Here is a 19,813-nt window from a genome sequence, read left to right on the forward strand (position 1 = left end):
AAAAATTTAAGCTTCATAATTTCTATGAAGCTTTTTTTATATCTTAGTCTCATGTTACAATTGAATATAAATAACGAAACATCTCGTTTAAGAGCCGTGGTTTTAGGAACTGCTCTTAGCAATGGACCTGTGCCAAAAATTGAAGAATGTTATGATCCTAAAAGCATTGAAAACGTAAAAGCTGGCACTTATCCAAAGGAAGAAGATATGATTCTGGAAATGGAAGCTTTTGAAGAGGTTTTTAAAAAATATGATGTTGAAGTTTTTAGGCCAGAGGTTATAAAAGATTGTAATCAAATCTTTTCAAGAGATATCGCTTTTGTTATTGAAGACAAAATTATAAGAGCCAATATTTTACCAAATAGAGAAGAAGAAATTCGTGCCATTGATTATATATGGAAACAAATTGATCCAGATAAACGAATAATTTTGCCAGAAGAATGTCATGCTGAAGGCGGTGATGTGATGCCTTGGAATGACTATATTTTTGTTGGCACCTATTCAGGTGAAGACTATTCAAGTTACATTACCGCAAGAACAAATATAGATGCCGTAATTGCATTGCAGGAATTGTTTCCACATAAAATGGTTAAGGCGTTTGAACTAAGAAAATCCAACACAAATGCTAAAGAAAATGCTTTGCATTTAGATTGTTGTTTTCAACCTATTGGAAAAAATAAAGCGATTTTACATAAAAATGGGTTTCTTATAGAACGGGAATACCAATGGTTGGTTGACTTCTTTGGAAAAGAAAATATTTTTGAAATTACCAAAGAAGAAATGTATAACATGAACAGCAATGTGTTTTCAATTTCTGAAAAAGTGATAGTTTCTGAAAAAAACTTTACACGTTTAAACACATGGTTACGCAAACAAGGTTTTACTGTAGAAGAAATACCTTATGCAGAAATAGCTAAACAAGAAGGTTTATTACGTTGTTCTACTTTACCTTTAATTAGGGATTAATTAAGTTTCGTTTAACTGTTAGTATAAGAATAGTTGCGTGATTAAGCACCTAATTTAGCAAAAAGAGAACGAACCAAAGGAAAATCCGTAGGATTTTCCGAATAGGCACGAAACAAGCAATTATTTTTAAACGGTGTTGTGCATTGTGTTTGTATTCAAATATGTTTAATATTAGATACTCAAATACTTAGAAATTTATTTAATAAAAATTTCTAAATTTGTATTCATGTCTCTTGAGTTACACGATTTTTTTTTAAAGTATCCAACCAATAGCAAACTTATAGGTGATGATTATTTATTTGTAGAATATAAATGTCCACTTGATTCCGGCAAATTTAAAATGTGGACAGATACACCTTTTTTAAGTTATGTTATAAGCGGTAAAAAAGACTGGACGTCTATTGATAAGACCTATACAATAAGTGCGGGAGAGGCTCTTTTTTTTAAAAAAGGACTTTACAACACTAAACAGTATTTTGAAGAAGATTACTGCACTATCGTATTTTTTATAACGGAAGACTTTATCAAGCGCTTTATGAATAGAAATCCAGAGATGTTTAAACAAAAAGATACTGAAATTGTAGAAACTCAAATTTTCAATATTAACGTTACTGATTCGCTAAAGGCATTAATTCTTTCAATTTTCAGTTATTTAAATCAAAATCATATTCCTAAAGAATTGGTTGAAATAAAGTTTAATGAGTTGCTTTACAATATTCTATTAAATTCAGCCAATAAAAACTTACTTTCTTTTTTCAATTCTTTAAAACAAGAGCAAAAGATAAATGTTGAAGAAGTAATGCTTAAAAATTTCCATTATGATCTTAAAATTGAAGAATATGCAAGATTGTGTGGAAGAAGCTTATCAACTTTCAAAAGAGATTTTCAGCAATATTTTAAAGTAACACCAGGAAAATGGTTAAATAACAAAAGATTAGAATATGCAAAAACGTTACTTAGCAACCTTGATTTAAATATCAACGATGTTTGTTTTGAGAGTGGATTTAAAAATATTTCACACTTCAACAGCAGTTTTAAAAAACACTACAAGTATCCTCCAAACCAATATCGAAAACTTTTTACAAAGGCTTAATAATTAAATATTTGCCAATTTTTTTAATTTGAACTTCTAAACAAAAAAAATGAACTTTTAAAAAAAATCAAAGAGTTAAAGACGCTATAGATTTGCATTATTATTAATTTTAAAAACAATAAAAATGGAAACATTAGCAAAAAAACTTAATGGATTTAGTTTAGAAGGGATTTCTAACACAGTAAGCGCTATTCAACAAAACCCAGAAATTGCAAAATTTGAATTACGCGCAAAAAACAAATGGATAACAGGAGGGCACAACAGAAGTAATATACAAGGTTTTTACGGTGCTTGCCAAGAAGATACATCTCGCGTAGTTCCATTTGTGTATGATAATGATGAACCACCAATTTTACTAGGAGAAAACAAGGGAGCAAACCCTGCGGAGGTTATTTTACATGGATTGTTGGGATGTATGACTACGTCAATGATGTTATTAGCATCTGCTCATGGTATAGAAGTTTCTAGCGTTTCATCTAGTGTTGAAGCTGATTTTGATTTACAAGGCTTTTTAGGTTTAGATCCTTCTATTGAAAAAGGAAGCCAACAAATTAGAGTGGAATTTGAGGTAGAAGGTGTTACAGAAGAACAAAAACAAGAATTGCTAAGTTTAGCAAAGCAATCTCCTGTTTATAACACAATCTTAAACCCAACCGATGTTCGAGTTGAGATTAAATAAGACTGTTTATTTGGCATTAATTAATTACATAAAAATCTCAGAAAATTTTCTCTTTCTGAGATTTTTATGTAATATTTAAAATTATGTTGCCTTTATTCAGGAAGGGTCAGCATTATGCACAACTATTATGATATGAAATCGTTTTAATATTTCATGTCAGACGTTAAACGAAGTTAGTTAAAAATTCTTACAGAATCAAGTTTTTTGAACCCTTAAAAAAGGAATCCATAATATTATCAAGTAAACACAATTAGCTTTACTTTTGTACTTTATAATATCATTATGAAACAAACTACTAACACTATTTTAATGATTCGTCCTGTAAATTTTAGGATGAACGAACAAACTGCTGTAAACAATTATTACCAAAAGGTTTTAGATAATTTACTGCCAGAAACGGTTAATGCTAAAGCACAGAAAGAGTTTGACACTTTTGTTGAAAAACTTCAGCAAGTTGGAGTGCATGTTATTGTTGTTAATGATACTAAAGATACTGATACACCAGATTCTATTTTTCCAAACAACTGGATATCGTTTCACCAAAATGGAACTGTTGGCTTATACCCAATGTTTGCAGAAAACAGACGTTTGGAACGACGTGATGATGTATTAGATATTCTTGAAGCCAAAGGATTTGTAATAAACGATATTGTTGATTATACAAGCGCAGAAGAGCAATCGGTTTTTCTTGAAGGTACAGGAAGTTTGTTGCTTGATCGAGTAAATAAAAAAGCTTATTGTGCAATTTCTCCAAGAGCAGACGAGGATTTGTTTATAGAGTTTTGTGAAGATTTTGATTATATGCCTGTTTGGTTTACAGCTAATCAAACCGTTAACGGAAAGCGAATGCCTATTTACCATACCAACGTCATGATGTGTTTGGGAGAAACTTTTGCTGTGATTTGTTTGTCAAGTATTGATGACAAAAAAGAGCGAAAACTTGTGGTTCAGCATTTAAAAGAAACAGGTAAAGAGATTATTGATATTTCTGAAGATCAGGTAAATTGTTTTGCAGGTAATATGTTACAAGTAAAAGGAGCTAACGATGAATTATATTTGGTGATGAGCCAATCTGCTTACGCCTCACTTACCAATACACAGTTAGAAACCCTGAAAAAACATAATAAGGCTATTGTTTCCAGTTCTTTGGATATTATTGAGGCTTGTGGCGGTGGAAGTGCAAGATGTATGATGGCTGAGGTTTTTTTACCTAAAGCTTAATAATTAATTTATTTAGATTTTGGAAGCTGTACATAAAAAGTGCTTCCAACATTTAAGTTACTTTCAACCCAAATTTTACCGTTATTTAACTCAACGAGTTCTTTACAAATAGAAAGCCCTAAACCAGTACCTTTTTCATTCTTGGTTCCAATGGTGGTGAATGAATTATTTTTAAAGAGTTTTTCAATGTTCTCTTTTGAAATTCCTATACCCGTATCGGCAATACTAATAATACAACTACCATTACTTATGTGATTTGAAATGGTAATTGAATCTCCATTTTTACAGAATTTTACAGCATTTGCAAGCAAGTTTTGAATTACAATTTCGAACATACTTCTATCGGCATAAACAAAATCACGTAGTGAATGGTCAATTAAATCAATGCCTTTACTGTCTAAACGTTGTTCTATTAATTTAATTTTGTCTTCAAAAACCTCTTGTACATCAAACAAAGTTGGTTTTGGCTCTAGTGAATGCATCTGGGATTTAGACCAGTTGAGTAAATTAAAAAGCAGTAAAGAAGCATTGTTTGCATTTTCACTTAATTCTGGAATTAAATTGTCGAATTCATCTCTAGATAATGAACCGTCTTTTAATAAATCGATAAAACCATTGATAGAAGAAAGAGAATCTTTTAAATCGTGTGAAATGATGGAGAACAACTTGTCTTTTACATTATTTACGTTTTCAAGATGTTTGGTTTGTTCTTGAAATGCTTTGTTTTGCAACTCAATTTTAATGTTCTTTTCTTCTAATTCTTGGGTGTATTTTATACTATTATTTCGTTTTAAATAAATCAAAATTAAGAAAGTAGAAACAATAGCCAATGCACCTAAAAGGGCATAAAATATTAATTGAAAACGATTTAATTTTTCATCATCTTCAATTTTAGTTTCTTTTAATAAAGTAGTGTTGTCTGTCTTTTCAATAATATTATCAAAGTCTGGATTGAGTTCTAAAGAGCTGTTAGATAAGGAGTCTTTAAAAGCATTATTATCATCAATACTATTCTTTAAATTATAATACTCTCTTTGCCAGGTGAAAGCTCTATCAAATTTTCTTTTGGTAGAATCTATAGCTTTCATGAGCTTGTAATACTTTAATAATTCTGTTTTATTATTAATGGATTTGGCAAGTGTGCCAGCTTCATAAAGCTGATTTTCGGCAAGTATTAGTTTTTTTTGATTATAGTTTAATTCACCAAGATTATTCAATGAAATTACTAAACCTAACTTGTTGTTCGATTTTCTGTTTAAACTTAATCCTTCAAGTAAATATTTGGTAGCCGCTTCATAATCGTTAAACTTCAAATACTCACCGCCAAGTTTTGGTAATACGTTTCCTTTAATAGAATCGTTAGAATTACCAACCATTTTAATAACGGTTTCATAATATTCTATAGATTTTCTGTATTCTTTTTTAGCAGAAAATAATTCAGCCAAACGGCTATTTGATTCAATTATTTCAGGCTTTTTATGTAGCTCGGTTTGAAGTTGTAAAGCTTTTAAATAGAATTCTAAGGCTTTATCTTTAGCATGAATACTGTAATAGGCTTTAGCTAAATTACTATAAGCTGAACAAAGTTCTGGTTTTAAATTACGTTTCTCAAGTTCCTTAATAGCAGATAATGAGTACTGCAAGCCTTTGGCGTAATTCCCGCGCTTAATTTCTATTAAACCAATACTATTGTTAACTTTTGCAACACCTAATGTATCCTTTAAATCTGTATATAATGCTTTAGATTTTGCATAACCGGTAACAGCATTTATATAATCGTTTTTGTTGGCGTAAATTAAAGATTTATAATAAGTAGTTTCAGCAATTCCATGAGTGTAATTCATGCTGCTTGAAAGTTTTTCACTTTCAAAAATATATTTTAAAGCTCTGTCATATTCGCTAATATCATATAGCTTTTGAATAAGTTTTAAAGAGGTTTCAACCTTTAATGTGTCAGATTCTTCGTAGGCTAATTGTATAAAAAGACTATCTATCTCTTTGGTTTGAGAATAACCAGAGTAAACGAGTAAAAAGAGTAATAGAGTAATAATTTTCCTCATACAATATTTAACATACAACCATCAATATTATAATCATATAATGTTTCTTGTTGAGGGAATTAAGACTATTTTATATAAGTTGTATTTGTTAGTTATTTTTTGTTAGTCTTCCGTTTAAAAAGAGAACAATAGCAATACAGTAACAAAAGTTGCGAAAAGCCTTTGAAAAATCTAATTTTTGCGTTTTACTACCAATAAATTAGATTAAATGAATATGGAGATTTGCAAAAATATCGACGAATAGATGAACGGTAAAAATCATAGAAAAACAACACTTTTTTTCTGAAAGGCAACCACTTTTATTCTTTTGTTTTATAAGGTTTTTATAAATATTTTTTTAGAATTATTTATATTTCTATTAATATTTAATACCTTAAAACAAAATATAAAATTTATAATATGAATAAAACGGTAACAGTGATACTATTAGTAGTAGGAGTAGTTCTATTAGGTTATGGAATTTATACATTAATTGCACCAGAAACATCTTTTAGCCTAGGCGATCTTAGTATTGAAACTCAAGATAACACAAATGCATACATAACAATAGCCTTAGGTTTAGTAGCCGTTGCTTTAGGTTATATTGGAGGCAAAAAAACGAAGTATTAATTTTGTTATAAAAAGCTAAATTCTACAATTTCATAATGTCAAGCTTTTATGTTTAAATTCAAAAAACATAAAAAACTTGTTATCTTTGCTCCCTTAAAAAGATATAATTAATGAGCCTTCAAGAAACTTTATCAATACAGGTAAAACAAGCCGTACAATCAACTTTTAGCATTTCTATAGATACAGTAGAGTTTCAAGCTACAAGAAAGGAATTTGCTGGAGATATTACAGTTGTTATTTTTCCTATGTTGCGTTTTATTAAAGGAAATCCTGTTCAAATTGGAAATGATATTGGAAACTATTTAGTTGATAATGTTGATGAAGTTAAAGCCTTCAATGTGGTAAAAGGGTTTTTAAATATTGAAATTGAAGATTCTTATTACATTCATTTTTTTAATGAAATAAACACCAATAACCAATTTGGTTTTGTAAATCCTACTACAAATGAAAAAGCGATTATGGTTGAATATTCTTCACCTAACACAAACAAACCACTGCATTTAGGACATGTTAGAAATAATTTGTTAGGCTACAGTGTTGCCGAAATATTAAAAGCTTCTGGAAAAAAGGTTTATAAAACCCAAATCATCAATGATAGAGGTATACATATTTGTAAAAGTATGTTGGCTTGGAAACGTTTTGGAAATAGTGAAACACCTGAAAGTACCGGTTTAAAAGGTGATAAGTTGGTTGGTAATTATTATGTGAAGTTTGACCAAGAATATAAAAAGGAGATTCAGTTATTAATTTCTAACGGAAAAACTGAAGATGAAGCCAAAAAACAAGCTCCAATTTTATTAGAAGCACAAAATATGCTTTTAAAATGGGAAGCAGGTGATGAAGAAACGGTAGCTCTTTGGAAAAAAATGAATCAATGGGTTTATGATGGGTTTGATATTACCTATAAAAATCTTGGGGTTGACTTTGATGCACTTTATTATGAAAGTAACACCTATTTATTGGGAAAAGAATTTGTTGCAGAAGGATTAAAATCGGGTGTTTTTGTAAAAGAAGAAGATGGTTCTGTTTGGTGTGATTTAACAGAAGACGGTTTAGATAAAAAAATAGTACAACGTGCAGATGGAACTGCTGTTTACATGACCCAAGATATTGGAACTGCTATTCAGCGAATTAAGGATTTTCCCGATGTTGGCGGAATGGTTTATACGGTTGGCAACGAGCAAGATTATCATTTTAAAGTTTTGTTTTTAATCTTGAAAAAACTTGGATTTGATTGGGCAAAAAACCTGTATCATTTAAGTTATGGAATGGTAGATTTGCCTTCTGGAAAAATGAAGAGTAGAGAAGGAACCGTTGTAGATGCCGACGATTTAATTGATGAAATGGCTTCAACCGCTGGAGAAATTTCAGAAGAACTTGGTAAACTTGATGGGTATTCTGAAGACGAAAAACAAGAACTTTATAAAACTATAGGGTTAGGTGCTTTAAAATATTTCATCTTAAAAGTTGACCCAAAGAAACGTATTTTATTCGACCCAAAAGAATCCATAGACTTTCAAGGAAATACGGGGCCTTTTATTCAATACACTTATGCAAGGATTCAGTCAATTATTCGCAAAGCGGATTTTGATTATTCTAAAACATTGACAGATATAACTTTAAATGAAAAAGAAAAGGAACTTTTAAAACAGTTGCAATTATTTCCTGAAGTTATTCAAAATGCAGCAGAAATGCATAGTCCGGCTTTAATTGCAAATTACACCTATGATTTGGTAAAGGAATTTAATTCGTTTTATCAGAATGTTTCTATACTTGGCGCCGATGATTTAAATGATAAAATTTTTAGAGTTCAACTTTCTAAAAAAGTAGCGTTAACTATTAAAAATGCTTTTAAATTATTAGGTATTAATGTGCCTGAAAGAATGTAATACTATTTAGGCTTTTTATTCGTTTAAAGAAAGGAACTTAACTATATAAAAATCGAAATGAGCAAAGAAGATAAATTATATAAAACAGCTTTTGCATTGGCTATTTTTACAATAATTTATAATATTGCTGAAGGCATTATCTCTACATATTTAGGATTTGAAGACGAAAGTTTAACCTTATTTGGTTTTGGTTCAGATAGTTTTATAGAAGTTATTTCTGGATTAGGAATAGCACATATGATTTTAAGGATTAAAAAGCATTCTGATAGTAAAAGGGACGATTTTGAAAAAACAGCTTTACGAATTACCGGATTTGCTTTTTATTTACTTGTTGTTGGTTTAGTAATTACAAGTATTTACAATATTTATATTGGTCACAAACCTATTACAACTTTTTGGGGAGTTGTAATCTCAGTTATCTCAATACTGGTGATGTGGGTTTTGGTAATATGGAAAAGAAAGGTTGGAGGTGAATTAAATTCTGAACCAATTTTAGCAGACGCCAATTGCACGTTGGTTTGTATATATATGTCTGTTATTTTATTGGTAAGTAGTGGTTTGTACGAACTAACCCATATTGCATATTTAGATAGTTTAGGAACTTTATTGCTTTCATACTTTGCTTTTAAAGAAGGAAAAGAATGTTTTGAAAAAGCAAACAGCGACAAATATTGTAGCTGTAAATCGCATTAAGCTATAATTCATTTAATTGTTTCAACCCTTCATAAATCACAATTCCAACGGCATTTGCAAGGTTAAGGCTTCTTACATTACTATTGTATATTGGAATTTTATATGTTTTTTTTGAAAAGTTTGCAATGATGTCTTTTGGCAATCCTACAGATTCTTTGCCAAAGATTATAAACATGTCGTCTTCAAAAGGAATTTCCCAATGTGTTTTGCTGCCATGACTTGATAGAAATACCATATTTGCCCCTTTGTTTTTGTCAAAGAATTCTTCAATATTTTCATAATAAAGAATGTCTAGATGTTGCCAATAATCTAAACCGGCACGTTTCAAACGAGTATCATCAATTTCAAAACCAAAAGGTTTTACCAAATGTAATTTAGAACCAGAAGCTAAGGCTAACCTTCCAATGTTCCCTGTATTATTTGGTATTTCAGGTTCAATTAAAACAATATTAAGAGGCATTTTTATTTATTAATTTAATTATAACAAGGCGGATTAGTAAAATGAAAGGAAAACCATGAAGTACGGTATCGAACCAATCCATGAGTTTCATTCCATTAGCACCACCAGCGATCCACCTTATTTTCCCGACAATATGAGGCTCTGGAAAAAATGGAGCTAAACCTAATGTTAGGCAGAGCAATAAAACGAGTTTCCAATTATTAAATGCGCTCATGATTAGTTTGTTTTAGGGTTTAGTTTTTTTAATTCAAAAAGATCCTTACGCCTGTCCTTTAAATTTCTAACACTTCCAAATTGATTTAGTTCTCTTAATAGATCAATATCTACATCAGCAATTAAGATCATTTCGGTGTTTTGTGTAGCTTCTGCCTTTACACCATTGGTTGGGAATGCAAAATCACAAGGCGTAAATACCATTGATTGCGCAAATTGTATGTCCATATTTTGAACTTTTGGCAAATTGCCAACACTTCCTGCAATGGCAACATAACATTCATTTTCAATGGCCCTAGCTTGGGCACAATGGCGAACTCTTGAGAATCCGTTTTGAGTATCAGTTAAAAATGGCACAAACAGAATATCCATGCCTTCATCAGCTAACAACCTACTCAACTCAGGGAATTCAGAATCATAACAAATTAAAATACCTATTTTACCGCAATCTGTATCAAAAGCTTTTAATTGGTTTCCACCAACCATTCCCCATACTTTGGATTCGTCTGGAGTTACATGTAATTTTTCATATCGTTCCATACTACCATCGCGCCTGCATAAATAACCCGCATTATGAAGTGTGTTTCCAACCATTTCTGGCATGCTACCAGTTATAATATTAATATTATATGAGATGGCCAGTTTTGAAAAACGTTGTACAATTTCAGACGTGTGTTTTGCTAATTCCCTTATTGCTTCAGGAGTTGACAAATGATTGTTTTCTGCCATTAATGGTGCATTAAAAAATTCTGGAAAAAGAGCAAAATCACTGCGATATCCAGAAACGGCATCAATAAAAAATTCAGCTTGCTGCATTAATTCGTCTAAATCTTTATATAGACGCATTTGCCATTGAACTAAACCAAGTCTAACAATTTTTTTAATGGTTGAAGCTTTTTTATTTTGTTTTTCATAATAGATATTGTCCCATTCTAGTAAAACAGCGTATTCATGCGAAGACGCATCGCCTTCTAAGTAATTTTTCAAAATTCTAGCAGGATGAAAATCATTTGAAATTTGAAAGTTTAAAACCGGGTCATGAATTTCTTTTCTTCTAACTTTTTCAATATATTGTTTTGGTGTTAATTTGTCGGCGTATTTGTGGTAATTTGGAATTCGTCCACCAAAAGCTAATCCTTTTAGATTCAATCGTTCACATAAATCTTTTCTGTAATCATAAAGACGTCTGCCTAATCTTAATCCTCTAAATTTTGGCAGAATAAATACGTCTATACCATAAATAACATCTCCGTTTTTAGTATGTGTGCTGAATGAATAATTGCCTGTAATTTCTTTATAAGTATGGTTATCATCAAATTTATCATAATCGATAATAATAGATAAGGCACATCCTGCAATTTGATCATTAACTTTAATAACAACTTGTCCTTCTGGAAAAATGTCTATCAATTTTTTAATTTGATGTTTTTTCCAAATGGCATCCGGCATTGTTGTGTACGAAGCAATCATCGCTTCTTTCAACTCCTGATAATCATCTAAGCTTAAAAAAGCTAATTCAATATTCTCAATGTCTTTCATGGATATAATATAAATAATTATTAGTATTAAACTAATTTTTTGTTTTATAATTTTATGAGAATACTTGATGAATAAGCCAGATTATTCTTTTATATTTTTTGTAAACTCGTTGATAGTTTTGATTCCGTTGTTTGAAACATATTTGATAAAAGCACTCCCTATAATGGCGCCTTTTGCATATTGAGTGGCTTGGTTAAATGTTTTATTATCTGAAATTCCAAACCCTATAATTTGTGGGTTTTTTAAATTCATTTCTGCAATTCGCTTAAAATAATTGGTTTGTTCTTCGCCAAAACCAGACTGACTTCCAGTAACACTGGCACTGCTAACCATATAGATGAATCCGTTTGAAATGGAATCAATAAAATTGATGCGTTCTACACTTGTTTGTGGTGTAATTAAAAACACATTGATCAACCCATACTTTTCAAAAATAGTTTTGTATTCGTCATGGTAAACATCAACTGGCAAATCAGGAATAATTAAACCGTCTATACCAATTTCCTGACATTTTTTACAGAAAGCCTCCACACCATATTGAAGCATTGGATTAAAATATCCCATAATTATTAATGGAATTGAAACAGTTTTACGAATATCTTTAATTTGGTCAAAAAGAACTTCCGTAGACATGCCATTTTTTAAAGCTTGCGTAGAACTTGCTTGAATAGTAGGGCCATCGGCAAGTGGATCACTAAAAGGTAAGCCAATTTCTATCATATCAGCACCACTTTTTTCTAAATCTTGAATAATAGATACAGTGTCATTAAGGTTTGGATAACCTGCTGTAAAATATATGGAAAGAAGTTTTTTATTTTCTTGTAATTTTTCTTGAATTCTGTTCATAATTATATGTTTTTCGTCATTGCTAGGAACAAAGTGACGTGGCAATCTGTTTGTTGAGATTCCTTCACTGCGTTCGGAATGACGTTATAATTTAAAATAGTTTATGTATGTATTCAAATCTTTATCACCTCTACCTGATAAACTAACTACCACGATGTCATTATGTTTGAATTTTTTATGTTCAAAAATAGCCAAGGCATGAGAACTTTCAATGGCAGGAATAATACCTTCTAATTTACAAAGCTCTAAACCAGCTTTCATGGCATCATCATCAGTAATAGACATGAATTCTGCACGACCAGTTTTGGCTAAATGCGCGTGCATGGGTCCAACACCAGGGTAATCTAATCCTGCTGAAATGGAATAAGGTTCTGTAATTTGCCCATCTTTGGTTTGCATTAATAAGGTTTTACAGCCATGAATAATACCTACTTTACCTAAAACCGAAGTTGCAGCACTTTCACCAGAATCGATACCTAAACCAGCAGCTTCAACCGCAATAATTTTCACATCTTCTTCGTGTAGGAAATTGTAATAGGTACCGGCAGCATTACTGCCACCGCCAATACAAGCTACAACATAATCAGGCTTTTCTGTACCTTCATGCTCTTTTAACTGCCATTTAATTTCTTCTGAAATGATTGATTGAAAACGAGTTACCATATCTGGATAAGGATGAGGTCCAATAGCAGAGCCAATGATATAATGTGTGTTTACAGGATTGTTAATCCAATCGCGAATGGCTTCGTTTGTGGCGTCTTTTAAAGTTCTGCTTCCTGATAATGCAGGCACTACTGTTGCTCCTAACATTTTCATACGGGCAACGTTTGGTGCTTGCCTAGCAATATCAATTTCACCCATATACACAATGCATTCAAGCCCCATTAATGCACAAACGGTAGCCGTTGCAACACCATGTTGGCCAGCACCAGTTTCGGCAATAATTCTTGTTTTTCCTAAGCGTTTAGCCATTAGTATTTGGCCAATAGTATTGTTTATTTTGTGTGCGCCAGTATGGTTTAAATCCTCACGCTTTAAATAAATTTTTGTATTGTATTTTTCTGAAAGGCGTTTAGCAAAATAGAGAGGAGATGGGCGACCAACATAATCTTTTAAAAGCTGATTGAACTCTTCCTTAAATGAAGGTTCTGCCATTATTTTTAAATAATTCTGACGTAACTCTTCAACATTTGGATATAGCATTTCGGGGATGTATGCACCACCAAATTCACCATAATAGCCTTTTTCATTAACGTTATAATTTTTCATGTTTTTTTGTTTTGTCAGGTCGAGTGAAATTCTTTTTCTAGAATTTTGTATCGAGACCATTTGACTTCTCGATATAATTTTTTCGTACCTCAAAAATCACTCGAAGTGACATAATTTTGCTTTAAATTCGTTTAATTTTTCTATATTTTTTAATCCAGGTTCCACTTCAAATTTGCTATTTACATCAATGGCATAACAATATTTTGAAACTTCACTTTTTTGAAATTCCTTTATTTTTTCAACTTCATCAATTCCAATACCACCGCTTAAAAAGAATGGTTTTGTAGATGGATAAGCATTTAAAACTTTCCAATCGAAAGTAAAACCATTACCTCCAGGCAATTTTCCTTTAGTGTCGAATAAATAATAATCACATACAGGTTCATAAGGTTTTAAAACTTCGAAATTGAACTCGTTCTGTATTGAAAATACTTTAATGATTTCAATATTATTTGATCTTAACTTATTGCAAAATTCAGGAGTTTCATTTCCATGGAGTTGTACTGCTTGTAAATTATGAGTATTTATTGTTTTGATGACTTCATCTAAATTAGCGTCAACAAAAACACCTACTTTTTTGATTGATTTAGGTAAATGAGGTATTGTTGAATTAAAATATCTAGCAGATTTTTCATAAAATATAAATCCAAGATAGTCTGGTTGCAAAGTAGCAACTTGTTCTATATTGTCCTGATACTTCATGCCGCAAATTTTCAACTTCATTTTTCTAATTCTTTTATAAATTGTTTTGCGCTTTCGCCTGCGTTATCAGTTTTCATGAAATTCTCACCAATTAAAAAACCTTGGAAGCCGTAAAACTGTAAATCTTTTATGGAAGCAACATTGCTAATGCCACTTTCAGAGACTTTTACAAAATCATTTGGTATTAATTTACTTAGTGTTTTACTGGTTTCTAAACTTACATCAAATGTTTTTAGATTCCTGTTATTTATACCTAACATGTCTAAACTTGGCATTAAAGATTTGTGCAATTCTTCTTCATTATGAACCTCTAATAATACATCTAGTTTTAGGTTTTTAGCAAATTCTGAAAATTGTTTAATCTCGTCTCGTGATAATATAGCTGCAATTAATAAAATAACATCGGCACCAAATGCTTTTGCTTCTAATAATTGGTATTCGTCAATAATAAATTCTTTTCGCAAAAGAGGCAAATTACAACTTGCTCTGGCTGTTAACAAATCATCTAAGGAACCACCAAAATATTTGCCATCGGTTAAAACAGACATGCCACAAACACCAGCATTTTCATAACCTTTTGCAACTTCAAACACATTTAAGGTTTGATTGATGAGCGATTTTGAAGGAGAACGACGCTTGTGTTCTGCTATAATGCCTGTTTGACTAAGTCGCAATTTATTTGCTAATGAAATTGTTTCTCTTTCAAATAAAACCGAATGTTCCAGTTGCTTAACCGGAATTAATGATTTTCTCAAATCAACTTCAACACGCTTATCTGCTACTATTTTATCTAAAATGTTCATTTACTTAATTCTTGTATTGTTTGTAAAGCTTTAAAACCTTTTCCGGAAAGTAAAGACTCTTTAGCTAATTCAAATCCTTGTTTGTGGTCTATTTGTTTCGTTGTAGCAATAGCTAAACCAGCATTCGCACAAACCACATTATTTTGTTGTTCGGTTCCTTTTCCTTGAATGACATTCATGAAAATTTTCGCGGCTTCTTCAACTGTATTTCCTCCAAAAATAGATTCCTGTGAAACTTCTGGAACTCCTAAATCTTCAGGCGAAAACATGGTTTCGGAATGATTGGAAATTACTTTTGTTTTTCCTGTTAATGAAATTTCGTCATAACCATCTAATGCATGTACAATGGAATAATTTGTGTCTGTGTTTTGATATAAATATCCATAGAGACGTAATAATTCTAAATTAAAAACACCAACCATTTGATTTTTAGGGAATGATGGATTAACCATAGGACCTAACATGTTGAAAAATGTTTTAACACCTAATTCGCGACGGATTGGGGCCACGTTTTTCATAGCAGGATGAAACAATGGTGCATGTAAAACACAAATTCCAGCTTTATCAATAGTACGTTTTAAAAAGTCAATATCATTTGAGAATTTAATGCCTAAATATTCCATAACGTTTGATGAACCACACGCTGAAGAAACACCATAATTGCCATGTTTTGCTACATTTACACCAGCGCCTGCTGTGACAAATGACGATAAAGTTGAAATATTGAATGTGTCTTTTCCATCACCACCTGTTCCACATAAATCAATGGCATTAAAATCTTTTAAATCAATAGAGATGCAAAGTTCTAAAAGTGCATCTCTAAAACCTTGCAATTCGTCCAGTGTGATACTTCTCATCATGTAAACCGTGAGAAAAGCAGCAATTTGACTTTGATTATAATCACCTTTTGAAATATTTACCAGTACCTGTTTTGCCTCTTCACTTGAGATGCTTTCGTGATTTATAAGCCTGTTTAATACGTTTTTCATTGTTTAACTATTAATCCAGTTTTTAAGAATTTGTTTTCCGTTTGGTGTTAATACCGATTCTGGATGATATTGTACCCCTTTTACATCATAAACCTTATGGCGTAATGACATGACTTGTCCGTTTTCATCAAAAGATGTTGCTTCTAACTCATCGGGCAAATCTGAATTTACAACCCAAGAGTGATAACGACCAACTTCAATTTCTTTTTCAAGACCATTAAATAAAGATTCATCATCTACGGTAATATTCACCTTTGTTGAGACTCCATGATATACGTCATCTAAATTTACGAGTGAACCGCCAAAAACTTCACCAATAGCTTGTTGACCTAAACAAACACCTAAGATGCTTTTTGTTGGTGCAAAGCGTTTAATTATGGCTTTTAATAAACCTGCTTCATCCGGAATTCCAGGGCCAGGTGATAATACAATTTTATCAAATGGTTCTACATCATCTAAGGTTAGTTTGTCATTTCTAACAACGGTAACTTCGCAGTTTAAATCTTCTAAATAATGAACAAGATTATATGTAAAACTGTCATAATTATCTATAACTAATACTTTTATCATCTCTAAATAGTTTCTGCTAAATCAATAGCTTTTGTTAGGGCACCTAATTTATTATACACTTCCTGTAATTCGTTTTCTGGATTAGATTTTGAGACTAAACCTGCGCCTGCTTGCCAATGTAATTTGTGGTTTTTACTTAAAAATGTTCGAATCATAATGGCATGATTGAAGTTGCCTTCAAAATCCATAAAACCAATAGCGCCACCATAAAACGATCTATTTGTTTTTTCGTATTGTTCTATTAATTGCATAGCACGATGCTTTGGAGCGCCACTTAAAGTACCAGCCGGAAAAGTGTCTGCAACTACCTGCATCGTTGAGGTTTCTTTATGTTTTTGGCCAGTAACTTTGCTAACTAAATGAATAACGTGTGAAAAAAACTGAACCTCACGATAAGTGTCAACAGTTACATTGCTTCCATGTCGGCTTAAATCATTTCTAGCTAAATCTACAAGCATCACATGTTCAGCATTTTCTTTATCATCTACCACTAATTTTTTTGCCAATTCAGCATCTTGAATATCGTTTCCGGTTCTTCTAAAAGTTCCAGCAATGGGATGAATTTCGGCTTTACCATTACTGACTATTAATTGGGCTTCAGGTGAACTTCCAAAGATTTTAAAGTTCCCATAATCAAAATAAAACAAGTAAGGAGAAGGGTTAATGCTTCTTAATGCACGATATACATTAAATTCGTCTCCTTTGAATTCTTGAGAGAAATTTTTTGATAAAACTAATTGAAATACATCACCACGAGCACAATGTTTTTTTGCTAACTCAACATGCTCTTTGTATTCACTATCAGATAAATTTGATGAAATCTCTCCTTTGGAAGTAAAACCATATGACGCAAAATTTCTTGCTTTTATAAGCTGATACACATCTTCAATATTGCTTTCATTTTCATAACAATGAGCAAAAATGAACGCCTCATTTTTATGATGATTAATGGCTATTATGTTTTGATAGACAGCGTAATAAATATCAGGAATATTTATTGAATCTTCTTTTTTAGAGATGTCTATGTCTTCAAAATATCTGACCGCATCATAAGCTATATATCCAAAAATTCCATTATTGATAAATTTAAATTCTGTTTCAGAATTCACTTTGAATTTTTTAGTGAACTTATTAATTTCATCAGTGACATCTGTGGATTCTGAAATATTTAAACTTGTAGAACTACCATCGGGAAAAGTTTGAAGAATTGTTTCATTTTCAACTTTAATAGATGCAATTGGGTTAAAGCAGATGTATGAAAAACTATTACTGTTAGCGTGATAATCACTACTTTCAAGCAATATGCTATTAGGAAAATTGTCCCTAATTTTTAAGTAAATACTAACAGGAGTTATGGTGTCTGCCAGAATTTTTTTGTAATGAGTGTAAAGGTTGAATGTTTTCATTTTTATTCATTAAAAAAGGCTTGTCGTGAATGACAAGCCTTTTGATATTATTAGTTTTTAAATATACTAAGCGACTACTTCACGAAATTTTGTTTCATAAGGCTCCACCACCAAGTATTATTTAAAATTGTGTTCATGTTTTTAATTTGGTCAAATATAGAAAAGACAATATTATTATACAATAGTTTGATGTTTTTTTAATTAAAAATTTGTTAAACGGGATGTGATTGACATTGTAATATTTAATTTTAGCCATATGAAATATATAGCATTAATTGTTTTAACTGTAATTCTTATAAGTTGCAAACAAAATAAGAGTGACAACAATTTATCTGAAATAAAAGAAGAGATAGTTGAAAACATGAAGTCTAGTGGAGATAGTATTCAACTGGATGTTTACGATTTTAATGGGTTTAAAAAGTTTTTAAATAAGAAAGACGATAAAATACATGTTATAAATTTTTGGGCGACTTGGTGTGCTCCTTGTGTGAAAGAGTTGCCTTTTTTTGAAAAACTTAATACTCAATTTGCGGATAAAAATATTGATGTTGTTTTGGTAAGTTTAGATTTTCCACATTTATACGAATCGAAATTAAAACCTTTTATTGCAGAGAATCATATCAAATTGAAGGTTATAGCTTTAGATGATGTTGATATGAATGCATGGATACCTCAAGTTAATAAAGATTGGTCGGGATCTATTCCAGCAACGATTATATATAAAAATGATAACTCTAAATTTTTTGAACAATCATTTACTTACGAATCTTTAGAGAACGAAATAATTAAATTCTTAAAACAATAAATTATGAAAACACCAGTTTTTTTGTCAATTATGTTAGTAACATTTATTAGTGATTACACTAGTAATAATGTTACTCTTAGAGAAGGTTATCAAGTTGGAGATGTGGTATCTGATTTTGAATTAAAAAATGTAGATGGTAAAATGATATCCTTATCCGATTTTAAAGAAGCTAAAGGATTCATTATAACATTTACTTGCAATACATGCCCTTTTGCTAAAGCCTATGAAGATAGAATAATTGCATTAGATAAAAAGTATGCTTCTAAAGGATATCCTGTAATTGCGATCAATCCTAACAATCCGCAAGTTCAACCAGGCGATAGCTATAAAAGTATGCAAGAAAGAGCTCAAGAAAAAGGCTATACATTTCCATATTTAGTTGATGAAGGTCAGCATGTATATCCAGAATTTGGTGCAACCAAAACACCACATATGTTTGTATTGCAAAAAACCAAAAAAGGAAATGTGGTTAAATATATTGGTGCCATTGATGATAATTATAAAGATGCAGGTGCTGTTAAAACAAAATATGTTGAAGATGCCGTTGATGCTTTATTAAAAGGAGAAGCTGTTAAACAAACAGAAACAAAAGCGATAGGTTGTTCCATAAAAGTTTAATTCAACAATATTTTTTATCAAATAAGTTATTGATAAATATTATTTTTGTGACTTAAAAATTTTAAAAAATGGAAAATTTATCACAAGACGAATGGGTAGAACAGTTAGAAAATGATTCTAATGCTGTGATTTTAGATGTAAGAACAGATGCTGAAGTTGCAGATGGAAAAATACCTAATTCAATACATATAGACATTTATAGAGGTGCAGAATTTGTTTCAGAAGTTGAAAAACTTGATAAAAGCAAAAACTATTATGTATATTGTAGATCAGGAAATAGGAGTGGGCAAGCTTGTAAAATCATGGAACAGATCGGATTTGAAAGCACCTATAATCTTATTGGAGGTATGATGCAATGGGAAGGAGAAATAGAATAATAATAA

Annotated in this window: 21 protein-coding genes; 10 read left to right on the plus strand and 11 right to left on the minus strand. The window is 31.0% G+C overall.

What is annotated here, in order from left to right; all coding sequences use genetic code 11:
- Positions 1 to 51 precede the first annotated feature (51 nt).
- The 4 genes from V8G69_RS08795 (at position 52) to ctlX (ending at position 3,959) form a co-directional block, all read left to right on the plus strand.
- Entirely contained in the window at positions 52 to 966 is a 915-nt protein-coding gene (locus V8G69_RS08795; RefSeq protein WP_394881547.1) for a dimethylarginine dimethylaminohydrolase family protein, read from the plus strand.
- Positions 967 to 1,192: 226 nt separating this feature from the next.
- Positions 1,193 to 2,059 carry a helix-turn-helix domain-containing protein gene (locus V8G69_RS08800; protein ID WP_394881458.1) on the plus strand — a complete coding sequence of 289 codons (867 nt, stop codon included), beginning with the start codon at positions 1,193 to 1,195 and terminating at the stop codon, positions 2,057 to 2,059.
- 124 nt (positions 2,060 to 2,183) lie between these two features.
- Complete coding sequence (locus V8G69_RS08805) at positions 2,184 to 2,738, plus strand: OsmC family protein (RefSeq protein WP_394881459.1); 555 nt, start codon at positions 2,184 to 2,186, stop codon at positions 2,736 to 2,738.
- 282 nt (positions 2,739 to 3,020) lie between these two features.
- Positions 3,021 to 3,959, plus strand: coding sequence for a citrulline utilization hydrolase CtlX (gene ctlX / locus V8G69_RS08810; RefSeq protein ID WP_394881460.1), 939 nt, complete (start codon positions 3,021 to 3,023; stop codon positions 3,957 to 3,959).
- An 8-nt stretch (positions 3,960 to 3,967) separates the two neighbouring features.
- On the opposite strand, the gene V8G69_RS08815 is transcribed toward ctlX, so the two are convergent.
- On the minus strand, positions 3,968 to 6,019 hold the full coding sequence (locus tag V8G69_RS08815; RefSeq protein WP_394881461.1) for an ATP-binding protein: 2,052 nt from the start codon (positions 6,017 to 6,019) through the stop codon (positions 3,968 to 3,970).
- A gap of 399 nt (positions 6,020 to 6,418) precedes the next feature.
- On the opposite strand from V8G69_RS08815, the gene V8G69_RS08820 reads away from it, so the two are divergent.
- The 3 genes from V8G69_RS08820 (at position 6,419) to V8G69_RS08830 (ending at position 9,210) form a co-directional block, all read left to right on the plus strand.
- Positions 6,419 to 6,628, plus strand: coding sequence for a hypothetical protein (locus V8G69_RS08820; protein ID WP_394881462.1), 210 nt, complete (start codon positions 6,419 to 6,421; stop codon positions 6,626 to 6,628).
- A gap of 110 nt (positions 6,629 to 6,738) precedes the next feature.
- Positions 6,739 to 8,517, plus strand: coding sequence for an arginine--tRNA ligase (gene argS, locus V8G69_RS08825; RefSeq protein ID WP_394881463.1), 1,779 nt, complete (start codon positions 6,739 to 6,741; stop codon positions 8,515 to 8,517).
- A 57-nt stretch (positions 8,518 to 8,574) separates the two neighbouring features.
- Positions 8,575 to 9,210, plus strand: coding sequence for a cation transporter (locus V8G69_RS08830; protein ID WP_394881464.1), 636 nt, complete (start codon positions 8,575 to 8,577; stop codon positions 9,208 to 9,210).
- 1 nt (position 9,211) lies between these two features.
- On the opposite strand, the gene V8G69_RS08835 is transcribed toward V8G69_RS08830, so the two are convergent.
- The 10 genes from V8G69_RS08835 to V8G69_RS08880 form a co-directional block, all read right to left on the minus strand.
- Positions 9,212 to 9,670 (minus strand): tRNA (cytidine(34)-2'-O)-methyltransferase, encoded by a 459-nt coding sequence (locus tag V8G69_RS08835; RefSeq protein ID WP_394881465.1) that lies wholly within the window; start codon positions 9,668 to 9,670, stop codon positions 9,212 to 9,214.
- Positions 9,660 to 9,884: a hypothetical protein gene (locus V8G69_RS08840; protein WP_394881466.1), complete on the minus strand. Its 225-nt coding sequence runs from the start codon at positions 9,882 to 9,884 to the stop codon at positions 9,660 to 9,662. The genes V8G69_RS08835 and V8G69_RS08840 overlap by 11 nt, the downstream gene beginning before the upstream one ends.
- Before the next feature lie 2 nt (positions 9,885 to 9,886).
- Positions 9,887 to 11,422 carry a bifunctional GNAT family N-acetyltransferase/carbon-nitrogen hydrolase family protein gene (locus V8G69_RS08845; protein WP_394881467.1) on the minus strand — a complete coding sequence of 512 codons (1,536 nt, stop codon included), beginning with the start codon at positions 11,420 to 11,422 and terminating at the stop codon, positions 9,887 to 9,889.
- 81 nt (positions 11,423 to 11,503) lie between these two features.
- Positions 11,504 to 12,268, minus strand: coding sequence for a tryptophan synthase subunit alpha (gene trpA, locus V8G69_RS08850; protein WP_394881468.1), 765 nt, complete (start codon positions 12,266 to 12,268; stop codon positions 11,504 to 11,506).
- Positions 12,269 to 12,352: 84 nt separating this feature from the next.
- Complete coding sequence (trpB, locus tag V8G69_RS08855; protein ID WP_394881469.1) at positions 12,353 to 13,537, minus strand: tryptophan synthase subunit beta; 1,185 nt, start codon at positions 13,535 to 13,537, stop codon at positions 12,353 to 12,355.
- A gap of 96 nt (positions 13,538 to 13,633) precedes the next feature.
- Complete coding sequence (locus tag V8G69_RS08860; RefSeq protein ID WP_394881470.1) at positions 13,634 to 14,260, minus strand: phosphoribosylanthranilate isomerase; 627 nt, start codon at positions 14,258 to 14,260, stop codon at positions 13,634 to 13,636.
- Positions 14,257 to 15,042, minus strand: coding sequence for an indole-3-glycerol phosphate synthase TrpC (gene trpC, locus V8G69_RS08865; protein ID WP_394881471.1), 786 nt, complete (start codon positions 15,040 to 15,042; stop codon positions 14,257 to 14,259). The genes V8G69_RS08860 and trpC overlap by 4 nt, the downstream gene beginning before the upstream one ends.
- Positions 15,039 to 16,031 carry an anthranilate phosphoribosyltransferase gene (gene trpD, locus V8G69_RS08870; RefSeq protein WP_394881472.1) on the minus strand — a complete coding sequence of 331 codons (993 nt, stop codon included), beginning with the start codon at positions 16,029 to 16,031 and terminating at the stop codon, positions 15,039 to 15,041. Before trpD ends, trpC begins: the two co-directional genes overlap by 4 nt.
- 3 nt (positions 16,032 to 16,034) lie before the next feature.
- The gene (locus V8G69_RS08875) at positions 16,035 to 16,601 is read right to left on the minus strand and encodes an anthranilate synthase component II (protein WP_394881473.1); all 567 of its coding nucleotides are present in this window, start codon (positions 16,599 to 16,601) and stop codon (positions 16,035 to 16,037) included.
- Between the two features lie 2 nt (positions 16,602 to 16,603).
- Positions 16,604 to 18,007 (minus strand): anthranilate synthase component I family protein, encoded by a 1,404-nt coding sequence (locus V8G69_RS08880; protein ID WP_394881474.1) that lies wholly within the window; start codon positions 18,005 to 18,007, stop codon positions 16,604 to 16,606.
- Between the two features lie 256 nt (positions 18,008 to 18,263).
- Between V8G69_RS08880 and V8G69_RS08885 the strand changes: the two genes are divergently transcribed.
- The 3 genes from V8G69_RS08885 (at position 18,264) to V8G69_RS08895 (ending at position 19,807) form a co-directional block, all read left to right on the plus strand.
- Entirely contained in the window at positions 18,264 to 18,812 is a 549-nt protein-coding gene (locus tag V8G69_RS08885) for a TlpA disulfide reductase family protein (RefSeq protein WP_394881475.1), read from the plus strand.
- Between the two features lie 3 nt (positions 18,813 to 18,815).
- Positions 18,816 to 19,430 (plus strand): thioredoxin family protein, encoded by a 615-nt coding sequence (locus V8G69_RS08890; protein ID WP_394881476.1) that lies wholly within the window; start codon positions 18,816 to 18,818, stop codon positions 19,428 to 19,430.
- Positions 19,431 to 19,498: 68 nt separating this feature from the next.
- The gene (locus tag V8G69_RS08895) at positions 19,499 to 19,807 is read left to right on the plus strand and encodes a rhodanese-like domain-containing protein (protein WP_394881477.1); all 309 of its coding nucleotides are present in this window, start codon (positions 19,499 to 19,501) and stop codon (positions 19,805 to 19,807) included.
- The last annotated feature ends 6 nt before the right edge of the window (positions 19,808 to 19,813 follow it).

The organism is Gaetbulibacter sp. M235, from assembly GCF_043876835.1.
In the GTDB taxonomy this organism is placed as follows: domain Bacteria; phylum Bacteroidota; class Bacteroidia; order Flavobacteriales; family Flavobacteriaceae; genus Yeosuana.

What these genes read in the sequence shown, in the direction of transcription:
- V8G69_RS08795 (WP_394881547.1), top strand. Translation starts at nt 52, where the DNA reads ATGTTACAATTGAATATAAATAACGAAACATCTCGTTTAAGAGCCGTG.
- V8G69_RS08800 (WP_394881458.1), top strand. Translation starts at nt 1,193, where the DNA reads ATGTCTCTTGAGTTACACGATTTTTTTTTAAAGTATCCAACCAATAGC.
- V8G69_RS08805 (WP_394881459.1), top strand. Translation starts at nt 2,184, where the DNA reads ATGGAAACATTAGCAAAAAAACTTAATGGATTTAGTTTAGAAGGGATT.
- ctlX (WP_394881460.1), top strand. Translation starts at nt 3,021, where the DNA reads ATGAAACAAACTACTAACACTATTTTAATGATTCGTCCTGTAAATTTT.
- V8G69_RS08815 (WP_394881461.1), bottom strand. Translation starts at nt 6,019, where the DNA reads ATGAGGAAAATTATTACTCTATTACTCTTTTTACTCGTTTACTCTGGT.
- V8G69_RS08820 (WP_394881462.1), top strand. Translation starts at nt 6,419, where the DNA reads ATGAATAAAACGGTAACAGTGATACTATTAGTAGTAGGAGTAGTTCTA.
- argS (WP_394881463.1), top strand. Translation starts at nt 6,739, where the DNA reads ATGAGCCTTCAAGAAACTTTATCAATACAGGTAAAACAAGCCGTACAA.
- V8G69_RS08830 (WP_394881464.1), top strand. Translation starts at nt 8,575, where the DNA reads ATGAGCAAAGAAGATAAATTATATAAAACAGCTTTTGCATTGGCTATT.
- V8G69_RS08835 (WP_394881465.1), bottom strand. Translation starts at nt 9,670, where the DNA reads ATGCCTCTTAATATTGTTTTAATTGAACCTGAAATACCAAATAATACA.
- V8G69_RS08840 (WP_394881466.1), bottom strand. Translation starts at nt 9,884, where the DNA reads ATGAGCGCATTTAATAATTGGAAACTCGTTTTATTGCTCTGCCTAACA.
- V8G69_RS08845 (WP_394881467.1), bottom strand. Translation starts at nt 11,422, where the DNA reads ATGAAAGACATTGAGAATATTGAATTAGCTTTTTTAAGCTTAGATGAT.
- trpA (WP_394881468.1), bottom strand. Translation starts at nt 12,268, where the DNA reads ATGAACAGAATTCAAGAAAAATTACAAGAAAATAAAAAACTTCTTTCC.
- trpB (WP_394881469.1), bottom strand. Translation starts at nt 13,537, where the DNA reads ATGAAAAATTATAACGTTAATGAAAAAGGCTATTATGGTGAATTTGGT.
- V8G69_RS08860 (WP_394881470.1), bottom strand. Translation starts at nt 14,260, where the DNA reads ATGAAGTTGAAAATTTGCGGCATGAAGTATCAGGACAATATAGAACAA.
- trpC (WP_394881471.1), bottom strand. Translation starts at nt 15,042, where the DNA reads ATGAACATTTTAGATAAAATAGTAGCAGATAAGCGTGTTGAAGTTGAT.
- trpD (WP_394881472.1), bottom strand. Translation starts at nt 16,031, where the DNA reads ATGAAAAACGTATTAAACAGGCTTATAAATCACGAAAGCATCTCAAGT.
- V8G69_RS08875 (WP_394881473.1), bottom strand. Translation starts at nt 16,601, where the DNA reads ATGATAAAAGTATTAGTTATAGATAATTATGACAGTTTTACATATAAT.
- V8G69_RS08880 (WP_394881474.1), bottom strand. Translation starts at nt 18,007, where the DNA reads ATGAAAACATTCAACCTTTACACTCATTACAAAAAAATTCTGGCAGAC.
- V8G69_RS08885 (WP_394881475.1), top strand. Translation starts at nt 18,264, where the DNA reads ATGAAATATATAGCATTAATTGTTTTAACTGTAATTCTTATAAGTTGC.
- V8G69_RS08890 (WP_394881476.1), top strand. Translation starts at nt 18,816, where the DNA reads ATGAAAACACCAGTTTTTTTGTCAATTATGTTAGTAACATTTATTAGT.
- V8G69_RS08895 (WP_394881477.1), top strand. Translation starts at nt 19,499, where the DNA reads ATGGAAAATTTATCACAAGACGAATGGGTAGAACAGTTAGAAAATGAT.